Genomic DNA, 26,384 nt, shown 5'->3' with positions numbered 1-26,384 from the left:
GCCAGCGGTCAAAACCGCGCAAACAGGCCGGACACATGACTGCTTCTGACAAATATACAAATCAGATCAAAAAGGATCTTGCTATGCAGGAGCCATCCACACAAGCAATTCACCGCGGGAGAGAAATCGCAAGACAGGCAAACTCACAAAATGCGTACCTTCCTGCGCTTCGAAATTCGGACGCTAACAGGTCGAACACATGATTTTGCCCACAGCCCATCGCCGTGACATAATTCTCTTGCTCTACAGGAGCCATTAACACACCGATTAGGCCGCATCGCGATACAGCAATGCGGCCGTCGAAGCTGCTGTTTTCATAGTGCACAAGAAGCTTGTGCGACTTTACACTACGCGATCAGGTTGTGATCAATCACATCGAAGGAAAATTCATCAACCGTAAACATAGTATCACCGCTTGCGGCCAACTCCACCGCGTCAAAACTCGTGCGGCCCAACGAGCCTTGGAAATCGCCTTCGGCGGCGTCCGCGATCAGCGTGCCCACAAGCTCTCCGTCATCGTAGAACGCAACCTCCACTTCGCCGTTTCCATGACTTTCGTCGAAGCTAAACATGAACTCCACCGCCTCAAGATCCGCGTCCTCCAACGCGATCATCAAGCTTTCATCACCGTCGACTGACCTGGCTTCGCGTCCGAAGATCGGATCGTCGAAGGAATAGACACCTATCGCGCCATGCTTGGTGGCGACAAACTCGAAATTGGTCGGGTCAATCGCTTCCACCTTAATACCAACATCCGAAAATTTGAGACTTTTGCGCACGGGACCAAGCCGGTCGACATCCACAACTTCGCCATCGATGCTCTCGAATGCTGTGGTTCTGAACCACCCATCTGCCTCGAACTCGACCGCCAGTGTCTGTGTGTCGGGCAGAAACAGGCTGGTCAGCATCGGGTCATGATCCGACGCTCGCGCGCTGGTTGCAGCAAATTCCGAATTGACATGAATGATGTCCACCAATGCGCCGGCATACAATCCCTCGGAGACCATAATATGGTCTAACGATTGGCTGTTTCCCTGAAACTCGAAGGTATAGCGCTCGTCTTCCGGGATATCGTTTGTCAGATTTACAAGGCTGGTGTTGTTTTCAAGATCGGCCACAGGTGAGACAAATTCGAATTCGTTGAAGTCACCCAATACAACCGCATTGGCCTCAGCACCAAGACCATTGACGAAGTCCTGCACTGCCTGACTTTGAGCCTGACGTTCATCCAGACTGCCATTCACTGTAACGTCCTCTTGACGTGCGGCAAAATCCTGTTCGGTCCCCAGAATGGGCGCGGATCCGCCTTTGGAGGAGAAGTGGTTGTTGACCACCGTCACCGTCTCGCCGTTGAAGACGAAATCAGCGACCAGCGGCAGGCGCGCGCCTTCGAACGCTTCGCCGGGAACTTGCCCACCGATGGTTTGCACCGATCCTTCAACCAGCGTGACACGCTCGGGATTGTACAGGAAAGCCGTGCGGATATTGCCGCCGGGCTGACCGCCCGATGTTCCGTCGCCGATGAAGGTATTGTCGATCACCTCATAGGCCGGACCACCTGCGGCAACGATGGCCGCGGCCAGCTCCGCAAGGGTCTCCGCTGCCGAAACGGTTCCGTCATCGACCGAGCCGGAATTGTCCTGCACCTCTTGCAGGCCAATGATGTCGGGGCTGCCCAGGTTGTTGGTGATCTGCGCGGCAATGGCGTCGAACCGCCCATCGGCCACATCCTGATCACCGTCGTCATCATTTGGATCGAGGTTAAGCACATTGTACGTCGCAATTGTCAGTTCATTGGCCGAACCGGCAATGTCGGTTGATTCCGGTTCCAATCCGGCGGATTGAATGTTCGCGGTAAAATCCTCGGTCGGCAGGATTTCGAAGTTTCCGAAACTGTATCCAACCACGCCTGTGACGTCGCCGAGAAGATCACCAACGTTTACCGTCGGGAAGTCAAAGTCGAAAATCCCGCTGTCTTCGTCGATCTGGATTTTTTCGGGGTTAAAGTCATCTGGCGAGATATTCAGCGTGCCGCGCTCGGAAAGACCCGTGGCACCGCTGCCCTGATCGGTAACGGCAAATATCTCGCCAAACCGGCTGGTTCCGCTGACGGCTCGCAGATCGGTCGCCGTCACGCGCATGCCTTCGAGGCTTTCGAAGAAGTCGATGCCGTCCTGAGTGGGTTGGAATGAGGCAAAAGCATCATCTTCGATGCTCTGGTTCGGAACGGCCCGCTCACCCGGATCGTTGCCGATCAGAACCGCATCTGGCAAGGTGTTGCCTGAAGACTGGACTTCAAGATCGAACACATTCGTCAGCTGCGTGCTTGACAGGTTTCCGCTGCCTGTACCGCCAGGGAAAAACTCAGCAACTGTTCCACCCACTGAAACTGCGTCTCCGACAGAGACAGTCGGGCTGGAACCAGTGAACACGAATATCGCGTCGGAGGTGGCATCATCACCGTCACCATCCGGGTCCTGCAAATAAAACCCGTTGGAATCCACCGCCGTGACAATACCGCTTGTCGAAACCAAACCGCCAAAAACGTTCGATGTGCCGGCGGGGAGGGTCTCAAAAAACTCGGCAGTGGTCTGCCCTTCGGCCAGAACAAAATCAGACACATGACCCGCGCCCTGGATCTCGTAGATTGCAACGATTTCGATGTCGCTGGCCGAGACAGACACTTCCACGATAGGGGCGAGGATGCCTTCATATGCCGGGTCATCGGATGTGACAGAATGCTGTATTTCCGCGATCTCGGCCGCCTCCGGCAAATCGTCATCAACCGCGGTCACTGCAACTTGCTGCGGCTGATCAAAATTTGTCGCATCAAATACAAGCTCGGCCGGTACGACATCCAGATCAGCGCCCACCGCGATGGTGATTGTGACCGGTTGCGTAGGTGCGACAGACAATGTGACTTCGTATGTATCCGCCATGCCACCTTCATCGGTGGCAAGGTCCAAATCGTTGATTATAACTGAGGGCGACGGTGTGGCATCAGTGACAGTGAAACTCGCCGGTTCGATATCGTCGATCCGTGAATTATCGGTCACCCAGTTTGCCGCGTTGTTGATGGCTGCCTGTAGCTCTGCCTTGTTACCTGTAAGCGGACCATTATAGACTCCGTTGTCGGTCTCGGGAATAGCCACAGCGCTGGTGCCCACAGTCAGACCCGTGGGCAGGGCCGAAGTGTTTGAAGAAGTTGCGTCAGCTTCATAACCAGTGCCGTTGAAATGAACAGACGCAACAAAAGACGGCGCGGTCTCGGTCCCCTGGTAGGCATGTATCTGATCCCCACTTGAAGAGAAGGATGGCCCCGAGAAAGCTGGATTTATTACGGTTCCCGCCGCGATATTTGCAGGTGCCGTCCAGATAAAAACACCCTCAGTACTGCGAAAACCGCCCGCTGCGAGCCAGCCATTGTCAGTAAATCTGATCTCAGTCCCGGCTTCGATGTCAGTCAGGGCAACGAAAGTGAACTCATCAGGGTTGTCAGAATTGAAACCGGTAAACGCAATATCGCCAGCAGCTAAAACGGTCGTCATGTCAGTACCTCTTTATAGATAAGAAAAAAGGCAGCGGCCTACGAGAGACTCGCCGCAACACAACCCAAGGTAGCGTACGCTAGAGGAATTAGTTAAAAAGTTGTGTACAATCGAACAATACGGCGGAGCTTTGCCGCTAGATGTTCGTCAGGCCGTTGCTCACATAAGCAACTGGTGAAAATCGCAATGTTCGAGCAATTCTAAGTGCAGTCAGTATTTTGTTGGAGTTCATTTTTTATCCGCCAAGAATAGACCATCAACACGACTGCTACCACAATCCTGGAGGTTCAATGGGTTCTGCATGTTGATTACGATCGCGAAGAAAAACATTCGCCCAAACAAGACAGTCAAGTGTGCCAAACGGTCCAGATCCGACATCCGGCAGCCAGTCCAGATGCTACACCCGCGCCAGCTTTCGGGACATTCGCTGCAGGCGCGAAGCCCATCCAGAATCGCGTACCAACCTGTGGAATCATGAATATAGATCCGGCGCACACCTAGGTCCGGATCTGACGTCGATAAGGCAACCCGAGCCTTTTCTCCATGATCGTTTAGCCCAAACTGAACAGCTGTGCCGACAAGATACAGTTGCGGGACCGGGCACCCGCAGCAACTCACGAAGTTTCTACCCTGCGGAACGGTTTTTCTTGATCTTGGTCAGGCGGTCTGTGTTGCGATTTTTAAATGATCATTTTAATATTCACCGATGGGTAGACCAAGATCATATTCGCGCGAAGCCGTGGTTGAAAAAGCCATGGGTGTTTTTTGGCAAAACGGCTACAAGGCTACGTCAATAAGTGATGTCGTCCGCGAAACCGGGCTAAACACAGCCAGTATGTACAAGGAGTTTGGGGACAAGGAGGGATTGTTCTCGGCAGCCCTGGATCATTATCGCGATCATGTTATCGGGCCGCGCTGCCGTATTCTGATCGACAATCCGAATTTAGAGGGTGTCGAAATGTTTCTCAGAAATGTTTTTTTGGGAGCCGCCAAGTCGGAATACAAGGGCTGCCTCATGATGAACCACCTAGCGCAGAAACATGTGATAAGTCCTGAGGCCGCTGAACAGGTGGGCGCGTTCTGTGCAGAAGTGGAATCGCTGGTTGAAGCCGCTTTTCGTAATGCCCAGTCGGATGGAGACATCGGGCCGGACAAGGACACGGCGCAGCTTGCAAGCTTTGTAACTTTTTGCGTCCACGGGACTGTTTTGTATGGGCGGCACGACGAGAAAAAGCACGTAATACCAAATTTTTACGATATGATTATGAAAGAAATACGTGGGTGAGGCCGATCACTCAGTTATTTTAAAAATGTTTTTTTAAAATACTATTCTAAAACTATCCTATCCAAACAGAACTGACGGTGATGAAGCGTCGGACGTAAGGAAACATGGATAGGAGAAACACAATGAGTATTTCCGAAGCGGCCATGGCCTTCTTTGATGCGTGCGAAACAGGCAAAGGATGGAACGTCTGCAAGGCATACTGTCAGGACGGTGCCTCATTTGCATGTCAGGCAGATGCATTGGCTAAAATATCGACAATCGAGGGTTATACTGGCTGGACGGCAGAAATTTTAACACCGATCCCCGATGGCAATTACGATATCACCTCTTTCTCGACTGACCACGAACGAAACATCGTAACGATCACAGCAGTATTCAGCGGCAAACAAACCGGTGAGGGTGGGCCGGTTCCTGCCACAGGCAACGAAATTGCAACCAATTACGCCTACGTTATGGAATTTGAAGATGGTAAGATCGCCCGAATGACCAAGATCTGGAACGACGGGCACTCTCTAAAACAACTCGGATGGGCATAGGGCGATCGTAGTAGTGGCGCCGTCTTTTAGGGTGGTGAGGCGTGAATTGGTGACCACTTCGGCCTCTCACCTGCTACTAAGCCTCTGAGCTACCAGCCTACGGTTCATGACTACCGTCTATAGCGAGTTTAAGCCCGAAGTGGTTTTGAGCCCCGTGTGAAACGCAAGCATTCCGCAGATCTGGCATCAATTGACCTTGAGGGCTAATCGCCAGTGCACAGAAAAAGTAATCCCGCCAAACACTCTTTGGGGAGGGCGCCATGTCAACTCAAACTGGATATCTGTTGATCGCCGATATTTCCGGATACACCCAATTTCTGACATCGTCAGAAATGGATCACGCCAATCCGATTTTGCAATCTTTGCTCGGAGTGCTGATCGAACAATTGGGTGATCCGCTTCATTTTTTGGAAAACCGAAGGCGAAGCGGTTCTGGCATATTCGACACGGCAAGATTTCCCCTCCGGCGAGACCTTCCTGACCATCTGCGAAAACCTCTACAACGTATTTGCACTTCGTCGGCAGGACATAATTACCAACACAACCTGTACCTGCAACGCGAGTGCCAATGTCGGAGGGCTGGATTTGAAGGTTATCGCCCATCATGGTCGGTTCGAAGAAATGCAACTTGGCCCGGTAAAGGACTTTTCCGGCGCCGACGTTATTCTGGTCCACCGAATGGCCAAGACGAACGTTGTTGAAGCCACCGTTGTGCGCAGTTATGCGCTGTTGAGCGAGGACGCTGCAAACGCCATGGATTTCAAAGGCGTAGTGGAACCATTTTCACAGGAAATCGAGCATTTTGGCAAAGTTTCGATGTCAGTCTACAATTTGGCTAAATCGTGGGAACGTTTGCGTGCCAATCGCGAGCGTCATTTCCTGATCGAGGAAGACGGAGTTTGGACATTCCGCCATTATTTCGATGCGCCAATCGCAGTCGTTTGGGAGGCGTTGGTCGCGCCGGAACTGAAGCTGAAATGGATGAACCGTGTACAGGAAATCACCGTCGACAGCCCACAAGGGCGCCTCGGCAACGGGTCGGGATATCATTGCTCTCACAAATTGGCGGATTTTTTCTATCGCATCACTGATTGGGAACCGTTCGACTACTTCTCGACCTGCATCCAGGATCCGGCGCGCACTGGAGTAAGCCTGCCCGAGACGTACCATCTGACGCAATCGCACAATGGCACCGATCTGCGATATACAATGGGACAAGCGACTGATGCCGAAGGCAACAGGTTGGAAACCTCCGAACGGGAGATTTCAGCGTTTCTGGCGGAGTTTTGGGCAACGTCGTTTCAAGAACTGGACGAACAACTCAATGCTTCGGCCTAAGTGGTCTTAACCGGCCCAAAGCGGCCATTCAGCACGTCGGCTCACACCGCAATGCAGCTTCATTGAACCCGACATTCGCAGTGCCTGCGAGATTGACGCGTTGCCCGAGGTCGGCAGAGCGGACGAAACTGCTGTTGGTACTTTGCGAGCAAACGACCGCTTTGTGCGATCTGCAACTGTAGAGCAAAACGCCTCGAGTGGAATTCCGAACCTGCAGCTATTGCTGAACAATGTCGGCTTCAAAGATAACGCAGGTAATCATGTCGCTTCAAAGTCTTTGAAAGAAAGCCGTAGATATCCGCTGACCGATGAAAGCAAACTTTTGAGCGTGCTGAAGATCGCTGCATCAATCGAAAAATCGCAGACGGTAACTGTTGTTCAAACATGCAAGGCGGCAGAAATCTGCCGCCTTGCATTCGTCAATGATCTCAATCGGCCGCCAATTCCGTGATCTCGCGACGGAAAGGCAGCGCATCGCCAATATCCTCGCCATCCAGCTCACGCGCGTAGCGGTGGCCGGCATAGGTTGCCCATGCAATCGGGCCCGGCGCATTGGCGTCGCCGATCAATTTAACGGACTTGATACCGGCATCCGCCCATTCGGCCTCGCGCGTTTTCAAGTCATTGAAGACCGAGTTGTTTTCCAAACGCGAGGCGACCATGACCACCGCATTTGCCTCGATCTTCCAGGCGCGGTCTGTGTAGACGCAGTTCGAGACCACATGATCCGGGTGGATTTCCGTGATACCCTGGTTCAATACGATTTCGACGCCCGCATCCACCAGTCGTGGGTGAATGGCGATCTGCTCCAGCGTGTTGTTCGTCCAGTCGCTGACATAGGCTGACGGCGTGACCATCGTCACCTGCGCGCCGTTCTTGGCCAGCAGTTCGGCCACTACGCCTCCCATGTAATAGTGGTCGTCGTCATAGACCACCACTCGGCCCGAAGGGATGGTGCCATCCATCAGATCGTCCGGCGTATAGACCTTGGCACCCTCGGCGATCGGCATCGGCACGACATGCTGGCGCGAGACACCATCGTTGCGCCATTTGGCCCCAGTGGCGATGCAGACGTTTTCAAAGCCGAACTCAAGGATGCTTTCGGCGTCCAGCTCGCTTTCGCGGTACATCTCGACGTTCGGACGCTGGCTCAGCTGGTAGTCACGGTAGTCCACGACGCGACCCCAGGCCGACAGACCGGGCAGCAGGCGTTCGCGGGCCACGCGGCCGCCGATCACGTCGCGGGCCTCGGCCACAGCGACGTCATAACCCCGGCGGCACAGCGCCCATGCGGCCTCAAGCCCTGCGGGGCCTGAGCCTACAATCAGCACGTTGTCGCTGTCTCCCTTTTCGTTCATCTTTTCGGGATGCCAGCCCTTGCGCCATTCCTCCATGAATGTGGGGTTCTGGGTGCAGCGGCTGATCGACATCGTCATGTCGCCGGTGATGCAAATGTTGCAGCCGATACATTCGCGGATGTCCTCGATCCGGCCTTCCTCGATCTTTTTCGGCAGAAACGGGTCGGCAATCGACGGACGTGCGCAGCCGATGAAATCCAGCGTGCCAGACTTGACCATCTTGGCCATCACATCGGGCGATGTGAACCGCCCTACCCCAACGATAGGCCTGTCGGTCAGCTCGTGGATCCCGCGCACCAATTCTTCCTGCGCGGCCTCTTCCTTGAAGCGCGACGGGCCTGAGCAATCCTCCCACGTTCCCTGTGCCAGATCCCACAGGTCGGGCAGGTCTTTGTTCATCTCAATATAGTCGCGCACTTCGGCGTTTAAAAAACCCAACTCGCCGATGGTTTCATCCAAGCTGACCCGTAGTGTGATAGCCATTGTGTCACCTACGGCATCGCGCATGTCGGCGATAACTTCCTGACTGAACCGAGCGCGGTTTTCCAGTGATCCGCCATATTCGTCGCTGCGTTGATTGGTGGCACGGCTGAGGAAGTGTTGGAAAATACCAAACCCGTGTGCGCCGTACAGACAGATCAGGTCGAATCCAGCGTCTTTCGAGCGTTTCGCGGCGTTCACGAACCATCGGCGCAGATCCTTGATGTCCTGCTTATCCAGCGCGCGGGCCTGCACTGGGTCATTAGTAAAGGTACGGATCGGCAGGGCCGACGGTGCCAGCGGCACTTCTTTGGTATAGAGGTTCGGCCCGTTGATGCCGGAATAGGCCAGCTGAATACCAGCAAGCGCGCCATGGGTTTTCATCTGCTCGGACATCTTGCGCAGTTGCGGGATATCCTTGTCTTCCCACAAGCGCAGCTCGATGAAGGGGGTGATTTCCGAGGTGTGGTGCATTTCGCACTGTTCGGTAAAGATCACGCCCCAGCCGCCTTCGGCCTTGATCCCGCGCATTGCTGCGGCCGCGGATGGGTCGCGATATCCGCCGCCATTGCAATGGGGCACCTGATAGAACCGGTTCTTGGCGGTCAAGGGGCCGATCTGCATCGGTTCGAACAATATGTCGTAACGTGGGTCGCGCATAGCTGGCTCCTTCGGGCTGGCTGATAGGTTTCGAGGGCGTTTAAAGGCCTGCGGCAACTTCGGTGATGGCGTCGCGCAGGATGTCTTCGATACGGTCGATCATGGGCTCGTCCATGATCAGGGTAGGGGACAGGATCAGCACGTTGCCTAATGGCCTTGCGATCAGGCCGCGTTTCTGACAGGCGCGGGCCACTTTCAGCCCAACCTGCGCATCATCTGGATAGCTTTCCTTGGTGTCGCGGTCTTTGACGAACTCGATCCCTATCATGAAATGGCTGCCGCGCACTTCGCCGACCAGTTCGATGTCGGTCAGGCCCCGCAGATTGTTTTCAAACCGTTTGCCGGTTGTGCGGACACGCTGGGGGATGCCCTCACGCTCCATGATGGCGATGTTGGTCAGACCCGCAGCCGCCGCTGCCGGGTGCCCCGAATAGGTCATGCCATGCAGGAACATGCCATCCGGCCCTGAGATCACCTCGTGAATATCGTCCGAGACAATGGTGGCCGACAGCGGCTGATAGCCCGAGGTCAGACCCTTGGCCGTGGTAATAACATCGGGCACCATGCCGAATGCATCCTCGGACGCAAAAAAGTGCCCAAGTCGGCCAAAGGCGGTGACGACCTCATCGGCGACGTATTTGATATCGTTGGCTTTGCAGACCTCCCACGCGCGTTTGTGGTACCCTTTGGGCGCTGAGATCACACCGCCTGCGCCCAGAATGGGTTCGGCGATAAAAGCGCAGATGTTTTCCGCGCCGATGCGGTCGATGCTGTCGGTCAGATCGTCGATCAGGGCGTCGAGAAACTCGGCCTCTGTCAATTCATCCCCTTCGCGCCAGTAATGGGGCGAGCGCAGGTGATGCACCAGATCATTGGCCGCGTGCCAGCCCTCGGAATAGCCGGGGGTCGTCATCGCCATCGCAAGGTGGGTCGAGCCGTGATAAGCCCCGTGCCGCGACAGCACCATTTTCTTTTCCGGCTTACCCTTGCGGATATTGTAGTGTTGCAGCATCCGAATGGCGCTGTCATTGGCGACCGAGCCGGAATTGCCGAAATAGACCGAATTCAGATGCCCGGGCGCAAGCTGCGCGACCTTCTCGGCCAGCTCCGCAGCGGCGGGATGGGTAAAGTTGTAGAAGGTCGAATAATAGTCCAGCGTTTTCAACTGATCGGTGATCGCGTCGATCATCTCGGTGTTGCCGTGGCCGATATTGACGCACCACAGACCCCCGATCCCATCGATCAGTTCGGTGCCATCGCTGTCATAGACATAAGCCCCTTTGGCGCGAGAGATCACGGTGCGTGCGCCTTGCTGTTTCAGTGCGTTCAGGTCGGCGAAGGACTGAATCAGGTGATCGTCCTGCGCAAGAATTTCAAGCGTATCTTTGGCCATGATCAACCCCCTTGGTCCCCGATGCTAGCGCGTGGTGGCGGTAAGACCCGTCGCGAATTGATCGCGATATATACCACCCATTTTCATGAAAAAGGTTACTTTGGTCAATTTGAGGGGTATATACCCCCAGAGGGGTACTCGCACATGTCGCTACTTCCAGCCGCAGATGCTTTGTCGGATGCCATTCTGGCCACCGGGTCCGAGCGTTTCAGCAATGCGCTGCGCCAATGGCTGAATGTGACATGTTCGTTCGACAATTTCGCGATCATCGCCTTTTTTCAAACCAGCAGCCCGCAGGTTCTGGCGACCCATGCCCGTGACAGCCGTGTGTTTGAACGTATCGACAGCCACTATGTCAAAGGGGCCTATCTGCTGGACCCTTTCTTTCGCTTGCACCAGAAAGGCGCGGCAGACGGGCTGTATCGTCTGACCGATGTCGCCCCCGACCAGTTTCAGCGCAACGAGTATTTCAAATCCTATTACGCCAACACGACCCTGACGGATGAACTTGCTTTCTTTGCCGGCCTTTCGCCGGGCACATCGATCACGGTCTGTATCGGCAGGGATGCCACCACGGCGTCGCGATTCTCGAACCGGGACCACACTGCGGCCAAACAGGCCGCCCCGGTGGTCAATGCGCTGGTCAGAAAGAACTGGTCCGGCCTCAGACCCCCGCACGGGGACGAACCGGGCGATATCGTCGATCAGCTACGCCACCGCTTGTCTGCCGAACAGGGCATCAACCTCAGCCCCAGACAGGCCGAAGTGGCGCTGTTGATCCTGCAGGGCCATTCGTCGATTTCCATTGGCCTGACGCTTGGCATCAGTCCGCAGACCGTCAAGGTTCTACGCAAGCAGTTATACCGGAAAAGCGGGATCTCATCCCAGGGCGAACTGTATTATCTGATTGCGCCTTACCTTTCGGAGCATGGGCAAGTGGCCCGGAAAACAACGTAGTGACCGGCGGGTTAGTCAAAGCCTAATTAAGAGATAGCCAGACAATAATTTCGCCCCTGTCGAACTTGTGAAACCTTGTTGGGGAAACGTGCGAAATTCGCTGGAGTGGCACAGACCATCACGCCCTGATCCTGGCTTTGGTCATTTCAACTGGCCCGCCCGGACAGACATGGCGACCTGTCGCCTGCTGTCATGGCATCAGCAATCAACGCGCGATTGCAACGGCCTTTCGGGGCCGGTTCTGAACGCAGAAATAGGGAACCGACACATGTCCATCGAGAAAACGGATACGCTGGTTGTTGGCGGAGGACAGGCAGGCATCGCACTGAGCGAGCATCTGGGCAACAACAATGTCCCTCACATCATCCTGGAAAAGAACCGCACCGCAGAGGCTTGGCGTACCGGCCGGTGGGATGCGCTGGTTGCCAATGGCCCGTGCTGGCATGATCGGTTTCCCAGCCTCCAGTTCAACAGGGATGACCCGGATGCGTTTGTACCCAAGGACCGCGTCGCCGAATATCTAGTTGAATATGCCGAAATGGTCAAAGCCCCCATTCGCGAAGGCGTTGAGGTGCTCAGGGCCGAACGTCTGCCGGGTGAAGGCGGATTTAAGGTCGAAACCTCGGCCGGTGAGGTTCACTCCAAGCGTATTGTCGCTGCTACCGGTGCGTTCCAGCATCCGGTGATCCCGCCAATCGTGCCGGAAACGGCCGGCGTCAAGCAGCTGCATTCCTTCTATTACAAGAACCCCGAACAACTGCCCGAAGGGGCTGTGATAGTTGTGGGTGCGGGTTCGTCCGGCGCACAGATCGCGGATGAGCTAAACCGCGCGGGCCGCAAGGTGTTCCTGTCGGTTGGCCCGCATGACCGCCCGCCACGCCGGTATCGCACCCGTGACAATGTCTGGTGGCTGGGCGTTCTGGGCCTGTGGGACATGGCCGCACAGAAACCGGGTACCGAACATGTCACGATCTCGGTCAGCGGGGCCCATGGCGGCCATACGATGGATTTCCGGCGTCTGGGGAATGAGGGCGTGACACTGACAGGCATGACCAAAGGTTTTGAGAATGGCGTGCTAAGTTTCGCCGACGACCTGCAAGCCAACGTGGCCGCAGGCGACGCCAACTACCTTGAGATGTTGGATATGGCCGACGCCTATGTGGATCGCACCGGCATCGATCTGCCGGAAGAACCCGAGGCGCGTGAACCCTTTGCGGACCCCGACAGCCTGACCAATCCGCTGACCTCGGTTGATTTTGCCAAAGAAGGCATCACCACGATCATCTGGGCCACGGGCTTCCGTCAGGATTTCAGTTGGATCAAAGCAGACGCCTTTGACGCCAAAGGCGCACCGATCCATCAGCGAGGCGTGTCTGTCGAGCCTGACATCTACTTCCTTGGGCTGCCCTGGCAATCGCGCCGCGGCTCGACCTTTATCTGGGGCGTCTGGCACGATGCAAAATACATCGCCGACCAGATCGCGATTCAGCGTGCCTATGCCGAGTACGAAGGCGAGGCAGCCATCATCGCCCCCGCCGCCGCAGAATAAAACAACAGGATTCCGAAATGGCGCACACACGCATTCGCAAATTCAACACGAAAGAAACCTACCCTGAACAGAACCTGGATAACGATCTGTGCCAGGCCGTGGTCACGCATGGCGGTAAAACCGTCTATCTGCGCGGCCAGTGCCCGCAGGATTTGGACGATGCTGTCAATATCGACAGCCACGATCCGGTAGAGCAAACCCACAAGGTGATGCAAAATATCCGACAGCTGATCGAAGAGGCGGGCGGCTCGATGGAGCATCTGGTCAAGGTCGTGGTCTACATCACCGATGTCCGCCACCGGGAGGCCGTCTATCGCACCATGGGTGAGTATATCAAAGGGGTTCACCCCTGCTCGACCGGATTGGTGGTTCAGGCGCTGGCACGTCCTGAGTGGCTGGTTGAAATCGACGGCACCGCTGTCATTCCCGACTGATCTTGCCGATCAATTGAGGAAACCGGGCTGCGCTCATATGCTCTCGCCCCGCGCAGCCCGGTCTTTATCGTTCAGGAGGTCCAAATGACTTTTTCTCTGGTCGCCCGCTGCGCTGATACCGGCATGTTCGGTCTGGCAATTTCGTCGTCCTCACCCGCGGTCGCTGCCCGTTGTTCCTTTGCGCGCGCAAGGGTGGGGGCCGTTGCCTCGCAAAACGTGACCGACCCCAGCCTTGGTCCGCTGACACTGGACCTGATGGAACAAGGCAAAACCGCGCCCGAGGCCATTGCCGAATTGACCGCCCGCGCGAAATTCATCGAATACCGGCAGGTTCTGGCCGTGGACAGCGCCGGGCGCACGGCGATACATTCTGGACCCAACAGCCTTGGCATCTGGACTCAGGCACAGGCCGAAAACGTCGCCTCGGGCGGCAACCTGCTGGCCAATGACAGCATCCCGCTGGCCATCGTCGATGGGTTTCTGTCGTCCTCGGGCCATATCGGCGACCGTCTGATCGCCGCCATGCGCGCCGGTCTGACCGCAGGCGGCGAGGCGGGCCCAGTGCATTCCGCAGGCATGAAGATCGTCGACAAGGTCAGCTGGCCCGTCGCCGATCTGCGCTGCGACTGGACCGAGGATTGCCCGATCGAAACCATCGCAACCGCATGGGATGTCTATAAGCCGCAGCTTGACGCTTATATCCAGCGCGCGCTCGATCCACGTGAGGCACCGTCTTACGGCGTGCCCGGTGACGAATAATAAGGGAGATACAGGATGTTAGACTATTCACGCGACGACTGGAAAAGCCGCGCCGCCGGTCTGTCCTTTCGCGGGCAAGCATTCATTGACGGTAAGTTCGTGGATGCGGCTTCGGGCAAGACCTTCGACAGCATCAACCCCGCCACCGGAGCGGTGCTGACCCAGGTCGCAGAATGCGACGACGAGGATGTGAACCGCGCCGTAACGGCCGCCCGCGCTGCGTTCGAGGACGGCCGCTGGTCACGCATGGCACCGAGCGACCGCAAGGCGGTGATGCTGAAACTAGCTGACCTGATCCGCGACAATCTCGAAGAGATGGCGCTGCTGGACAGTCTGGACATGGGCAAGCTGGTCACGGATGCGGCTACCATCGACGCGCCGGGATCTGCGCATTTCTTCCAATGGTATGCCGAGGCCATTGACAAAGTGTATGACGAGGTCGCCCCGACCGGCCCCGGCGATCTGGCGCTGGTCAGCCGTGTGCCTCTGGGGGTTGTTGGTGCGGTGACGCCGTGGAACTTCCCACTGGATATGGCCACTTGGAAGGCCGCCGCTGCGCTGGCGGCAGGCAATTCGGTGGTACTGAAACCGGCCGAGCAATCACCCCTGTCGGCGCTGCGTCTGGCGGAACTGGCGGCCGAGGCCGGTGTTCCCGATGGTGTGTTCAACGTTGTGCCCGGCTTCGGGGTCACCGCAGGACAGGCGCTGGGGCTGCACATGGATGTGGATTGTCTGGCCTTCACCGGCTCGACCGCCACAGGCAAGCTGTTCATGCAGTATTCGGGCCAGTCGAACTTGAAACAGGTCTGGCCGGAAACCGGCGGCAAAAGCCCCAACCTTGTCTTCGCCGATTGTGAGGATTTAGACGCCGCCGCCGACATGGCCGCCTTCGGCATCTTCTTCAATCAGGGCGAGGTCTGCTCGGCCAACTCGCGGCTATACGTGGAACGCTCCATCAAGGATGCGTTTGTTGAAAAGCTGATTGCCCGCGCGCAGGCGATGCAACCGGGCGACCCGCTGGACCCGACCTCCAAAATGGGTGCCATCGTGGACGAAAAGCAGACGCAGGGCATCATGCGCTTTGTCGAGGACGGCAAGAAGACCGCCAATCTGGTGACCGGCGGCGACCGTGTCACTGTCGAGGGCAAGGGTTGCTTTATTCAGCCGACCATTTTTGATGACGTTGCCCACGACAATCCACTGGCGCGTGATGAAATCTTTGGCCCCGTCCTATCGGTCATTCCGTTTGATAGCGAGGATCAGGTTGTGACCATGGCCAATGACTCGGTCTATGGGCTAGCAGCGTCGGTCTGGACCGACAACTTGTACCGCGCCTGCCGGGTGTCGGACAGGCTGATGGCCGGAACCGTTTCGGTGAACACGGTGGACGCGCTGTCGGCGATGACACCCTTTGGCGGCATGAAACAGTCGGGCTTTGGGCGCGATTTGTCATTGCACTCACTGGAAAAATATACTGCCCTGAAAACCACGTGGATCAAGTACAAGGCTTGATCCGCGAAACTGCGGAGATGCGCCTTTGCCTTTCAGATACACGTTGCGACAGCTTGAGTATTTTGTGGCCGTCGGAAAGGCGGGCAGCATTGCTGCCGCCAGCGACAAGCTGAACGTGTCGTCGCCGTCGATCTCAGCCGCGATTGCTCAGTTAGAGGTCGAGTTTGGCGTCACCCTGTTTGTACGCGAACACGCGCGCGGGCTATCGCTGACCAAGGCTGGGCACAAAGTCATGGAACGCACCGAATTTGTCCTGCGCGAGGCCGAGTTGCTGGCCACATTGGCCGGAGAGATCACCGGCAAGGTTCAGGGCATATTGTCGGTTGGTTGTCTGGTCACCTTCGCGCAGATTATCCTGCCCGGATTGCGGCGGGAATTTGAGAGCACCTATCCTGATGTCCGGATCGAACAGCGCGAACTGAACCAGGCAGATATCTTTAGCCAGTTGCGCCGGGCCGAACTAGACATCGCCCTGACCTATGATCTGGACATTCCCGCCGATCTGGATTTCCAGCCCCTGCACGAACTGCCGCCCTATGTGGTTTTGGGCGAAGGGCACCCCTTGGCCAACCGCGACGAACTGTCTATCGCGGACCTTCAGGACTGCCCCATGGTTCTGCTGGATCTGCCGTTCAGTGGTGAGTATTTCCTGTCCTTCTTCCGCGACGCTAATATCAAACCCAATATTGCAGAACGCACGGCGGATATGTCGGTCATGCGGTCCCTTGTCGCCAATGGGTTCGGGTTCTCGATTGCCAATATCCGCCCGTTGAACGTGTTGTCGCCTGACGGCAAGAAACTGATCTTTGTCCCCCTCGCAGGAGAGCTACGCCCGATGCGGCTGGGCTTATTGCGCGCGCGTTCCGAAAACGAGACCAACACGTCCAAAGCCTTCATCGAACACTGTGCCAAAGCCGTTCGGTCCGGGACGCTGCCCGGGCTCTGCGCGCGGGAACAAGGGTGACCGGCGTGTCTTAGAGAACGCCTAATCATTGCTTCGCCATTCCCGGATTTATGTTTTTGTCCGGTGGTATAGGGTTGAAATGAACGCCCCTCTCAGTCGGTACCGTGCTGGCTGTCCAAGCGAAAACAGGTTCAACCCGATGACCTCAACACTGGATATTCTCGATCGGCTTGTTGGCTTTGATACGGTCAGCAAGAACTCGAACCTTGATCTGGCCGCTTATGTCGAAGAATTCCTTGAGGCGCGCGGGTTTGTCGTGCATCGCATCACCGATCCCGGTGGCGACAAGACCGGGCTTTATGCCGAGAAAGGCCCCGAAGGCGATGGCGTATTGCTGTCGGCCCATACCGATGTCGTGCCGGTCGAAGGCCAAAGCTGGACCAAAGACCCGTTTCGCCTGACCCGCGAAGGCAACCGCGTCTATGGACGCGGCACCACGGATATGAAGGGCTATGTGGCCTCGGTCATGGCGCTGGCGGATCGCACCACTGGGGCGGACCTGCGCGAACCGCTCAAGATCGCGCTATCGTATGACGAAGAGGTCGGCTGTGTCGGTATTCAGCACATGCTGGACCGTCTGGCCCCGATGCTGGGTCAGCCCCGCGCCTGTTTCGTAGGTGAACCGACCGAGATGCAGGTCGCCGTGGGGCACAAGGGCAAGGCCGCTCTGCGCGCGGTGTGTCACGGCCAAAACGGCCATTCGGCGCTAGCCCCGAAATTCGTCAACGCACTGCATCTGGCCACAGATTTTGTTGGGGAACTACGCGCCTTGCAGGAAACATACGCTAATAGCGGTCATAGCGACCCGGCCTACTCGTTACCCTACACCACTTTTCACGTGGGCGTGATGTCCGGCGGCAGGGCGCTGAATATCGTGCCGGATCGCGCGGAACTGACCTTTGAATACCGCCATTTGGCTGCAGACCGGGGCAAGGATATCTTGTTCCAGATCGAAGCGGCCGCCGCCCGTGTCGGCGCGGCCTATCAAGACCTCAGCCCCGAAGCGCGTATCGAAGTTGAACAGTATAACGCCTATCCCGGACTGGATGTCGCAGAGACCGAAGGCATTATCGCCTATGCCCAGAAACTGGCGAAAAGCAACACTACCACCAAGGTCGCCTTTGGTACAGAGGCTGGGTTCTTCAGCGAACTGGGTATTCCCACCGTTGTCTGCGGCCCCGGGTCGATGGAACGGCAGGGACACAAATCGGATGAGTATCTTGAGATCGATCAGCTAAGCGTCTGCGACGCGATGATGGACCGGATTCTCGAAGATATCAGCCGCTGAGATACCATATGGATTTGCTGAACGATTTCATCGTAGCGGATGGCATCGGCCTGTTGGGGTCGATCGTCATCGTCGGGCCTACTATCTGGCGACGCGCAACATCTTGCCCGCCGATAAAATACCTTTCAACGCCTGCAATATCGTCGGCGGACTGCTGGTGACTGTGTCGCTGATCTATCGCCCCAACCTTGGGGCGATTGTGATCGAGATCATGTTCCTGCTGATCGCCACACTTGCTATCTGGCGCAACCTACGCAGACGGGCATGAACGGGACACCCGGGTCAGGACGCAATCATATAGAATTTGCGCATGGTCTGTGTGATCTCCCATGTGCAAGGCGTTCCTTTGGGCATGAAGAACGTGTCGCCCGCGGAAAATTCCTGCGCGGTCCCGTCCGGGCTGGTCAGTTTTACCGAACCTGAAATGACGGTCATCATTTCATCGACGGGATAGGCATCGAATACTTCAAGGCAGGGTGCACATTCCCAAACACCGGACAGAATTTTGCCATCGGCGCTTTCGTAAAAGCCACTGATCAGCTCCGTCCGATCTTTGGTTGTGAAATCATCCGTGGAAACCATAGAGGATGGGACAAAACCGTTTTCCGGGTGTCCGTCGGGCAGAAGGCGGATGGGCATGCTCATTTTACGATCTCCTTTTCGGCGCGCGTTTGACAAAAAAGCCCTCCGAACCGGCCAGAGCCGGACCAGAAGGCCAAAACACGAGGGGTCAAAATTATTTTTTCAGGTTGGTCCAAATCTGGTCATAAACTGCCTGGGTTTCCTCATCGCAGACTTCGATGAACACACCCGGACCAGCGTTGGCATGTGGGTTCTTTTCCGGCTGTTCCGCCAGCGCTGGGTCCAGGAATTCACCCACTCCGTTCACACCGGCGTTGTACTGCGCAAAGTTGGTCACGGCTGCGATGTTTTCAGGCTCAAGCAGGAAGTCCATGAAGATCAGCGCGTTTTCGCGGTTGGGGGCATCTTTCAGCAGAACGACGTTGTCCATCCAGGCGATATAGCCCTGCGTCGGATAGGCGTATTCCACGTTGGCACCTTCTTCACGCGCCTTGGCAGCGAAGCCATCATAGATTTGGCCAACGGCTGCGTCACCCGAGACCAGAACTTCTTTGGCGGTGTCCGAATTGAATGATGCCCAGTGCGCCTTGGCCTCTTGCAGCATCGCATTCAGGGCCTTCAGCTGTTCGCGGTCGGACGAGCATTGCGGGATACCCATATGTAGCGCGGCCATTGCCATCACTTCGCCCTGGCTGTCCAGCATGTTGATACGGCCCTGCAATTCGGCGGGTGGATTGAACAGGATGTCGGTGGTCTGAATGTCACCGTCATAGGCGTCGCGGCTGACCGCAAAGCTGGTCGAACCCCACTGATACGGGATCGAGGATTGGCGACCGGGATCAAAGCTAGGATCGGCCCATTCTTCGGCGATGTTGCCTTTGTTCTTCAACTCGCCATCGGCGATAGTGTCCAGCATGCCTTCGCCTGCCATGATCGAAACCATGTAGTCGCCGGGCACGGACACGTCATAGGTACCGATACCCCCGGCCTTGAGCGAGGCCAGCATCGACTCGTTGCTGTCATAGGTGTCCATGGTGACATTGATGCCGGTTTCTTCGGTAAACTTGTCCAGCAGCTCTTGCGGGATGTATTCGAACCAGTGGTACAGAACCAGTTCGCCCTCAGCCGCGGCGGCGTTTGCGCCAATGGCCAAAGCAAGGGCAGCGACGCCGCTTTTCATCATATGTTTCATGTGTCTCTCCGTCTGTTGGTTATTTTGTGTTGTCAGATTTGCTGACGAAATAGCTGATCGTGACCATGACGATGGACACACTCAGCAACATGGTCGAAATCGCCATGATATTCGGTTTGATCCCCTGCTTGACCGAGCCAAAGATTGCCGTAGGCAGCGTTTCAACGCCTGCGCCCTTGACGAAATTTGTGATGATGAAATCATCCAGGCTGACGATGAAGGCCAGCAGAAAGCCCGAGATAATCCCCGGCATCATCAGCGGCAGCAAGATCTTGGTAAAGGCCTGCCGTTTGGTGGCATACAGGTCCAGCGCGGCCTGCTCATAGCTGTCCTCGATCCCCTGCATCCGGGCCGAAATCGGCAGGTAAGCAAAGGGAATACAGAACGCGATATGAGCCAGCAGGATGGTCAGAAGCCCGCGCTCAAACCCGATCGAGTTGAAGAAGATCAGGGTTGCAACCGCCAGTACGATCTCGGGCACCATCAACGGTAGGCTGATAAGGCCGAAGGACACGGTCCGAAAGCGGAACTTGCCGCCGCGTACCATTCCCGTTGCTGCCAGCGTCGCAATCGTGGTCGCAGTGGTGGCAGCAATGATTGCGATGATAAAGCTGTTCTTGGCCGCCGTCTTGAACTTGGCGCTTTCCGGGCCGGTGAACACATCCGCGTACCAGCGCAGCGACACACCTTCCCAGTTGGTCAGTGATTGCGAGGCGTTGAAGCTGTAGATTGTGACCACAACCAACGGAGCATAGAGGATGACCAGACACAGCAGGGTGATCCCCTTGAAGCCAGCATAGGTCTTGATGTCGAATTGCTTACTTGCCATCACTCAGCCCTCCGCCTTGTCCGCTTTGGCCTGTTGCCGGGCCGAGAACATCAGGATGATCAGAACCATGCTCAGCAGGATCATCGACGCTGCCGCGCCAAACGGCCAGTTACCGGCATTGCCCTTGAACTGTTCCTCGATCAGAGACCCGATCATAAAGTTCTTGGCCCCGCCCAGCAGGTCAGGCGCAAGGAACGAGCCCATCGAAGGCACAAAGACCAGAATACAACCCGCAAACACACCCGGCTTGATCGCCGGCAGTAGAACCCGCCGCAGCGTTGTCCATTTCGAGGCGTAAAGGTCCGCTGCCGCCTCGGACAGGGCAAAGTTATAGCGTTCCACCGCCGCATAGATCGGCAGAACCATGAAGGGCAGGTAGGAATAGAACAGGCCCAGCTGCACCGCAAAGTTGGTGTTGACGATATGCAGGGGGCTGTCGATCAGGCCGATGCTGATCAGGAAATCATTCAGCGGTCCCTGGTCGCGCAGCAGGAACTTCATCGACACGGTGCGGATCAGCAGGTTCACCCAATAGGGGATGGTGATCAAGAACACCCAGACCGGGCGCATATTCTCGGATCGGGTGGCGATGAAATAGGCTGTCGGGAAACCGATCACGAGGCTCAGCAGGGTCGCCGCCCCCGCCTGCCAGATCGAGCGCCAGAATATCGTGATATAGGTCCATTCGATCTTTGGCGGATCATCCCCGAACAGGCCGCGATCAAAGAAGAACTGATCATAGGCCGCAAGGCTGAATTCCCAGATCACGCCGCCGCGAAACTCTTTCGTCAGGAAAGAGTAGATCAGCATCATAATCACGGGCGCCAGCACCAGAATGGACAGCGTCACCCAGGCGGGTAACAACAGCCATGTGCGGGCCTCATTATAGGTGTCTGTGGTTGCGCTGCCGCCGCTTGCTGCACCCGCCGCCATCAGTCCACCAGGAGGCGACCGGCCCCCAGCTCCATGTTGACATACATCTCACTGCCCGGCTCGAATATACGCTTGTTGCCGCGATCCGAGTTGGACGTGCGCACGATGAAATCGGGGCCATCCTGCAAATCGACGATGGTGGTGATGTCGGTGCCGACAAAGATGTTTTCCTTGATCCGGCCTTTCAGGCTTTCGGATTCCGCGGGTGTGTCGGACATGTACAGACGCTCGGGCCGGATCGACATATGCACTTTTGACCCGATGCCAATGCCATTGACGGCGTTACAGGTCAGTTCATGCCCGCCACCCAGATGGCAGGTCGCGCGCCCGTCTTCGATGCCATCGACGGACACTTCCAGCAGGTTGGTCTCACCGATGAAATCAGCAACAAACATGTTGTGGGGGCGTTCGTAAATGTCCATGGGCGCGCCCAGTTGCTGCATCTCACCGGCCGACATGACGGCGATACGGTCAGACATGGTCAAGGCTTCTTCCTGGTCGTGCGTGACGAAGATGAAGGTAATCCCGGTTTCGCGCTGCAGGTGCTTCAGTTCAAGCTGCATCGCCTTGCGCAGCTTCAAATCCAGCGCCGAGAGGGGTTCGTCCAGCAACAGAACCTTGGGCTGTGGGGCCAGCGCACGGGCCAGCGCAACACGCTGTTGTTGCCCACCCGACAACTGGCTTGGTTTGCGGGCCGAAAACTGGCCAAGCTGCACCAGTTCCAGCATCTCACCGGCTTTCTTGCGGGCCTCGGATTTCGAGGTGCCGCGCATTTCCAGCCCGAACGCCACATTGTCCAGAATGGTCATATGAGGGAACAGCGCATAGTTCTGGAAAACCGTGTTCACCGGGCGCTTGTTGGGGGGCAGGTTCTCGATCTCATCGCCATAAAGGTAGATGGCCCCTTCGGTCACGGCTTCAAACCCAGCGATCATCCGCAGCAGAGTGGTCTTGCCGCAGCCGGATGGGCCTAACAAAGTAAAGAACTCGTTGTCCATGATCGACAGCGAGATCTTCTTGAGCGCAGTAAAATCGCCATAGCGTTTCACCGCGTCTCGCACGTCAATCGCGATATTTTCTGTGTCAGACAATTGCGCCTCCCCTGAGCATCGCGAGTTTGCACTCAGGTATATACGGGCGGCGCTGCCTGCCTAAGAATTGACTTCCTCACTAAACATTAGGATTAGCCTAATCATTTCCTTTTTTGACTATAGATCAATGTGTTATGTTGGATCTGCAGCCTCTTTAGTAGAATGGAAAAGACTAAGTCGCATATTGGACGTGCAACATTCATTTCTTATAGTGATCGCTATGGAGCGAGGATCAGCCAAGGCCTACAGCATAGATGAAAGTTGGAGCATGCAACATCCAATTTTTTGTTCTCTGAATCCTTACGTGCAGGAGATAGTGGGACGAAACCCAGCCGATTGGCCGACCTTCTCGGCTAAGGGGATATCAACGTGAAAAAAATCTTCAACGGTGCTGTCAGACGAATTCGAACTCGTCTCTGGTAAGCCAGTATGGCTGTCCTTTATCCCGCGCCAAGTTCGCGCCACTCGGCAAGAGCGGCGATGCGCGTCGGCTTGAAGGTGTCTCGGCTGGCGAGCGATCTTTCCTTGTTGAAATGGTTGTATACTGAGGAATGGACGGAGGCGAATTTCTGCAAACTTCGCATACGCCTGAAACGCAGCATCGCACGTTCGCGCCGTCGAAACGGCAGGTGCGAATTCTCGACGCAGTTGTTGAGCCACCTGCCCGCCTGCTGTTTTTCGGTAGCGCCGAGCTCTCTGAGAGCAGCTCTGTATGAGGCGAAGCGATCCGTGACGATCTCTTCGGCGCAACCATGTCGCTTCACCAATTTCTTGAGGAATTTAAGTGCTACAGCTTTGTTTCAACATTTGGTAACAACGGCTTCCAGCACTTCGCCCTCGTGATCTACGGCCCGCCAAAGATAATGCCGCTTGCCATTCACCTTCACAGAGACCTCATCCACGTGCCACTTCCATTTGGAGTATGCTCTCCATTGCTGAACACGCTTCCGTCTGATCTCAGCAGCAAACATTGGGCCAAACCTGTTCCACGAATACCGGAAAGTTTCGTGGCTCACGTCGATGCCTCTCTCATGCAGCAGATCTTCGACATTCCGAAGCGAGAGCGGGAAACGGATGTACAGCATCACCGCCGAGCCGATGATCTTGGGACTGGTTTTAAAGTATTAGAATGAGGCAGGTCTGGTCATGGGCAAAAGCTACGCAACAACCCTACCCCGCTCAATCAAAGTTCTTCTGACAAGGCCACCAGTCATTCATCTTTTTCATAAACTATAAATGGCGTTCTTTTAGCGACTTTGTCGTACAGAACTCGACCGGGATAGTTAAATTCTTGAGTTGTCCAGTAGGTGGTTGGAACACCGTGCTGCTTAGCGATCTGAAAAACAGATTCGATCAGAGCTCGTCCAACACCTTTTCCCCTAACCTGCGGGTCAGCAAAGAGATCCATAAGGTAACATGTATCCTCCAGGGACCACATGAACCTATGGTAAAGATAGTGCGCTAATCCAACCGGTATCCCATCTATCTCAGCGATGAGGCAATTGTATTCACCTGCATCCGTTGACAACAATCTTTTGAATGAAACCTCATAGACTTCCTCTGAGACAGAAGTCTCGTAGAATTCCAAATATGCCGTCCATAAGCAGCGCCACTCTTTGTGATCTTTCAATTCGAGAGGGCGGATAACTAAGCCTTCCGGCATGGGTGATTCCTCCAGCGTTTTTTTGATTGCCTACAACCGAGTTCGCGAAGTTCGTTCAAATGGGCTGCTGCCCGACGTCCACACGATCATGTTTAAGTGGAATGTCCTCATCCACGACTTCTTCCAATTCCTGAGCGTATCGATGACCTGCATAAACCGCTGCTGCTATAATCGCCGGCGCATCACAATCTCCTATGCGACGAAGGCTGAACTGCAAATCCTCAGAACCGATCCGGCCGAGCAACCCCCTGTAAAGGCTATCGTTTGGCTTGCGAGCAGTAACCATAACAATGTTAGTAACGGGTACGGTCACAATTGGCCCGCCATAGATACACTCTAGCTCCGCGATTTCGCCATCAAACTTTATAAGCGATTTTGACGGCAGGACCTCGACACCTAGGCGAAGCAAATGTGTTCGGATGCGCCAACGTTCGGAGGTTTTTCCCGCCCAATCAGAAACACTGTCAGACGGTGTGACCAGCGATACAGCATGTCCCTGCGCTCGTATCTTCTCAGCAATGACGCTGGCCATGTAATAGCTATCCCCATCGAAAACGAGCGTCGGTCCATCGGGAAGCTTTCCATCCATGATGTCATCGGGGGTAAAAACGCGACTTAGGGCGGCTCCTTCTGCGACCGGGACGAAACGTTCTTCGTCAAAATACTCCTTTCGCCAAGTCGCGCCGGTCGCAATCGCTACGTGATCAGCCTCAAATCTAAGTGAAGGTCGGCTTATAGCGCAAACCAGTGCAAATTTCACAAAACAGGTATCAGAGGAAGAACTCTGCCCGTTCAACTACCCAAACCATCGCGACCAGACTTGCGCACGCGGCAACGGCAGCGCGAGAGCTGACCCAGATACGGCCTGGTTGTTTACGCAGCAACAACACCAGGGGCCAGACCAATAGAACGATCATGACTTGTCCAGCCTCTACTCCAACATTGAAGGCCAGCAAGCTGTGCCAAACGTTTGGTGCATCAACTCGTAGAATTTGATGCAACATGAAGGAAAAACCAAACCCATGCAGCAACCCAATCCCGGACGTGATGGAAAAAGCCTTCAGGTCGCCGTGTCCTTTCTCTGGTGGCCAAACCGCCATCGCAGCAGCGTAGATAATTGAAAGTGCTATCGCCAACTCGACAGTTGGGATGAACCACGCTCCGTTCGGCGCGAAGCCAAAAAAACCTAATATCAGTGTTACCGTGTGGCCCAATGTAAACCCTGTGACGCGGGCTAATAGGCTGTGTAAGTTCAATGCACCGATGATCATGCAAAGCACAAACAGAACGTGATCGGGACCTTCCAAAATATGCCGAATGCCTTCGACAAAGAAGGTCGAAGCGGCTGCGGTTGCAGATCCGGAAACTTCGACCGGGGTATGCATCAGGCCCCGCGCACGAAATGTCCGAACATCCTGCCCGTTATAGTCGAGGATCAGGTTCGCCGTTTCTTCTTGTTCAGGAAGTCCCGGATCAGAAGTGTAGGATAAACTGTATGCTCCAACCTCTCCCGTCAGAAAGCGCAGATGTACGTCAACCATCACATCGCCAACATAAATCTCCTCGGTTGTGGGAAACACATCTCTTGGCGCAAATGCCGAATGCGCCTCATCAAGCGTGGCAAATCCAGGTTCTTGCCCCGACGGGTGCAGTCTTATCGAGACGATTTCTGGTGTTTGTCGATGATCGTCGATAGATAGCACGAAGCTGTTTTCAGCAATACGAGCCAAGCCGGTTGGGTCTTTGTGAAATGCGGCCTGATCCAAGTAGTGCATGAGCACGCCATCTTCGATCAGATTGTATGTGTAAGGAGCTGGTTCGGGCAAACCGTCCGTACCTTCTGGACCGACGAGTTCTGCAACCAAATAAGGCATCGGAAGGCGCAAATAGACATCTAGGCCATCTTCCGAATGGGCAACATGATGGATACGAACATTCTGGTTTAGATTGAAATGCGCCTCTGCTCTGCCTGAACACAATAAGATCATGGCAAACAGGAACGTTGGATAAAACAACCTCGCGATAGCCACTGA

Annotated in this window: 23 protein-coding genes and 1 pseudogene; 12 read left to right on the top strand and 12 right to left on the bottom strand. The window is 55.6% G+C overall.

What is annotated here, in order from left to right; translation table 11 throughout:
- Positions 1-347: 347 nt before the first annotated feature.
- Positions 348-3,548 (bottom strand): endonuclease/exonuclease/phosphatase family protein, encoded by a 3,201-nt coding sequence (locus ACR0IU_RS21525; protein ID WP_480717687.1) that lies wholly within the window; start codon positions 3,546-3,548, stop codon positions 348-350.
- A 739-nt stretch (positions 3,549-4,287) separates the two neighbouring features.
- Here ACR0IU_RS21525 and ACR0IU_RS21520 point away from each other — a divergent pair.
- The 4 genes from ACR0IU_RS21520 (at position 4,288) to ACR0IU_RS21505 (ending at position 7,158) form a co-directional block, all read left to right on the top strand.
- Positions 4,288-4,833 carry a TetR/AcrR family transcriptional regulator gene (locus ACR0IU_RS21520; protein ID WP_480717686.1) on the top strand — a complete coding sequence of 182 codons (546 nt, stop codon included), beginning with the start codon at positions 4,288-4,290 and terminating at the stop codon, positions 4,831-4,833.
- 122 nt (positions 4,834-4,955) lie between these two features.
- Complete coding sequence (locus tag ACR0IU_RS21515) at positions 4,956-5,369, top strand: ester cyclase (RefSeq protein WP_480717685.1); 414 nt, start codon at positions 4,956-4,958, stop codon at positions 5,367-5,369.
- Between the two features lie 390 nt (positions 5,370-5,759).
- A complete protein-coding gene (locus ACR0IU_RS21510; RefSeq protein ID WP_480717684.1) occupies positions 5,760-6,707 on the top strand; it encodes a DUF2652 domain-containing protein in 948 nt (315 codons plus the stop codon).
- Positions 6,708-6,807: 100 nt separating this feature from the next.
- Entirely contained in the window at positions 6,808-7,158 is a 351-nt protein-coding gene (locus ACR0IU_RS21505; RefSeq protein WP_480717683.1) for a hypothetical protein, read from the top strand.
- Here ACR0IU_RS21505 and ACR0IU_RS21500 read toward each other — a convergent pair.
- Both ACR0IU_RS21500 and ACR0IU_RS21495 read right to left on the bottom strand, forming a co-directional pair.
- On the bottom strand, positions 7,136-9,205 hold the full coding sequence (locus tag ACR0IU_RS21500; RefSeq protein WP_480717682.1) for an oxidoreductase: 2,070 nt from the start codon (positions 9,203-9,205) through the stop codon (positions 7,136-7,138). The genes ACR0IU_RS21505 and ACR0IU_RS21500 overlap by 23 nt on opposite strands.
- A gap of 40 nt (positions 9,206-9,245) precedes the next feature.
- Positions 9,246-10,598, bottom strand: a complete 1,353-nt coding sequence (locus ACR0IU_RS21495) for an aminotransferase class III-fold pyridoxal phosphate-dependent enzyme (protein ID WP_480717681.1) — start codon at positions 10,596-10,598, stop codon at positions 9,246-9,248.
- 144 nt (positions 10,599-10,742) lie between these two features.
- Here ACR0IU_RS21495 and ACR0IU_RS21490 point away from each other — a divergent pair, with 144 nt between their 5' ends.
- From ACR0IU_RS21490 to ACR0IU_RS21455, 8 genes are all read left to right on the top strand, one after another.
- Positions 10,743-11,555, top strand: coding sequence for a helix-turn-helix transcriptional regulator (locus ACR0IU_RS21490; RefSeq protein WP_480717680.1), 813 nt, complete (start codon positions 10,743-10,745; stop codon positions 11,553-11,555).
- Positions 11,556-11,823: 268 nt separating this feature from the next.
- On the top strand, positions 11,824-13,104 hold the full coding sequence (locus ACR0IU_RS21485; RefSeq protein ID WP_480717679.1) for a flavin-containing monooxygenase: 1,281 nt from the start codon (positions 11,824-11,826) through the stop codon (positions 13,102-13,104).
- A gap of 17 nt (positions 13,105-13,121) precedes the next feature.
- Entirely contained in the window at positions 13,122-13,538 is a 417-nt protein-coding gene (locus ACR0IU_RS21480) for a RidA family protein (RefSeq protein ID WP_480717678.1), read from the top strand.
- An 84-nt stretch (positions 13,539-13,622) separates the two neighbouring features.
- Entirely contained in the window at positions 13,623-14,297 is a 675-nt protein-coding gene (locus tag ACR0IU_RS21475; RefSeq protein WP_480717677.1) for a DUF1028 domain-containing protein, read from the top strand.
- A 15-nt stretch (positions 14,298-14,312) separates the two neighbouring features.
- Positions 14,313-15,809 (top strand): aldehyde dehydrogenase, encoded by a 1,497-nt coding sequence (locus ACR0IU_RS21470; protein ID WP_480717676.1) that lies wholly within the window; start codon positions 14,313-14,315, stop codon positions 15,807-15,809.
- Between the two features lie 25 nt (positions 15,810-15,834).
- Positions 15,835-16,773, top strand: coding sequence for a LysR family transcriptional regulator (locus tag ACR0IU_RS21465; protein ID WP_480717675.1), 939 nt, complete (start codon positions 15,835-15,837; stop codon positions 16,771-16,773).
- Positions 16,774-16,912: 139 nt separating this feature from the next.
- Positions 16,913-18,061: an acetylornithine deacetylase gene (gene argE / locus ACR0IU_RS21460; RefSeq protein WP_480717674.1), complete on the top strand. Its 1,149-nt coding sequence runs from the start codon at positions 16,913-16,915 to the stop codon at positions 18,059-18,061.
- Complete coding sequence (locus ACR0IU_RS21455; protein WP_480717688.1) at positions 18,048-18,329, top strand: CBU_0592 family membrane protein; 282 nt, start codon at positions 18,048-18,050, stop codon at positions 18,327-18,329. Before argE ends, ACR0IU_RS21455 begins: the two co-directional genes overlap by 14 nt.
- Positions 18,330-18,343: 14 nt before the next feature.
- Here ACR0IU_RS21455 and ACR0IU_RS21450 read toward each other — a convergent pair whose 3' ends face one another.
- The 9 genes and pseudogenes from ACR0IU_RS21450 to ACR0IU_RS21410 form a co-directional block, all read right to left on the bottom strand.
- Positions 18,344-18,706 (bottom strand): cupin domain-containing protein, encoded by a 363-nt coding sequence (locus ACR0IU_RS21450; protein ID WP_480717673.1) that lies wholly within the window; start codon positions 18,704-18,706, stop codon positions 18,344-18,346.
- A gap of 91 nt (positions 18,707-18,797) precedes the next feature.
- The gene (locus ACR0IU_RS21445; RefSeq protein WP_480717672.1) at positions 18,798-19,835 is read right to left on the bottom strand and encodes an extracellular solute-binding protein; all 1,038 of its coding nucleotides are present in this window, start codon (positions 19,833-19,835) and stop codon (positions 18,798-18,800) included.
- Positions 19,836-19,854: 19 nt separating this feature from the next.
- Entirely contained in the window at positions 19,855-20,664 is an 810-nt protein-coding gene (locus ACR0IU_RS21440; protein ID WP_480717671.1) for an ABC transporter permease, read from the bottom strand.
- A 3-nt stretch (positions 20,665-20,667) separates the two neighbouring features.
- Positions 20,668-21,597, bottom strand: coding sequence for an ABC transporter permease (locus ACR0IU_RS21435; RefSeq protein WP_480717670.1), 930 nt, complete (start codon positions 21,595-21,597; stop codon positions 20,668-20,670).
- The gene (locus ACR0IU_RS21430) at positions 21,597-22,688 is read right to left on the bottom strand and encodes an ABC transporter ATP-binding protein (protein ID WP_480717669.1); all 1,092 of its coding nucleotides are present in this window, start codon (positions 22,686-22,688) and stop codon (positions 21,597-21,599) included. The genes ACR0IU_RS21435 and ACR0IU_RS21430 overlap by 1 nt, the downstream gene beginning before the upstream one ends.
- Before the next feature lie 440 nt (positions 22,689-23,128).
- Positions 23,129-23,791, bottom strand: a pseudogene (locus ACR0IU_RS21425) (IS6 family transposase).
- Positions 23,792-23,898: 107 nt separating this feature from the next.
- Positions 23,899-24,351 (bottom strand): N-acetyltransferase family protein, encoded by a 453-nt coding sequence (locus tag ACR0IU_RS21420; protein WP_480717668.1) that lies wholly within the window; start codon positions 24,349-24,351, stop codon positions 23,899-23,901.
- A 55-nt stretch (positions 24,352-24,406) separates the two neighbouring features.
- Entirely contained in the window at positions 24,407-25,111 is a 705-nt protein-coding gene (locus ACR0IU_RS21415; protein ID WP_480717667.1) for an NAD(P)/FAD-dependent oxidoreductase, read from the bottom strand.
- Positions 25,112-25,121: 10 nt separating this feature from the next.
- Positions 25,122-26,381: a HupE/UreJ family protein gene (locus ACR0IU_RS21410; protein ID WP_480717666.1), complete on the bottom strand. Its 1,260-nt coding sequence runs from the start codon at positions 26,379-26,381 to the stop codon at positions 25,122-25,124.
- Between the last annotated feature and the right edge of the window lie 3 nt (positions 26,382-26,384).

This window comes from Ruegeria sp. CL5 (genome assembly GCF_056536485.1).
This window is presented reverse-complemented; position numbering and strand designations above follow the sequence as displayed.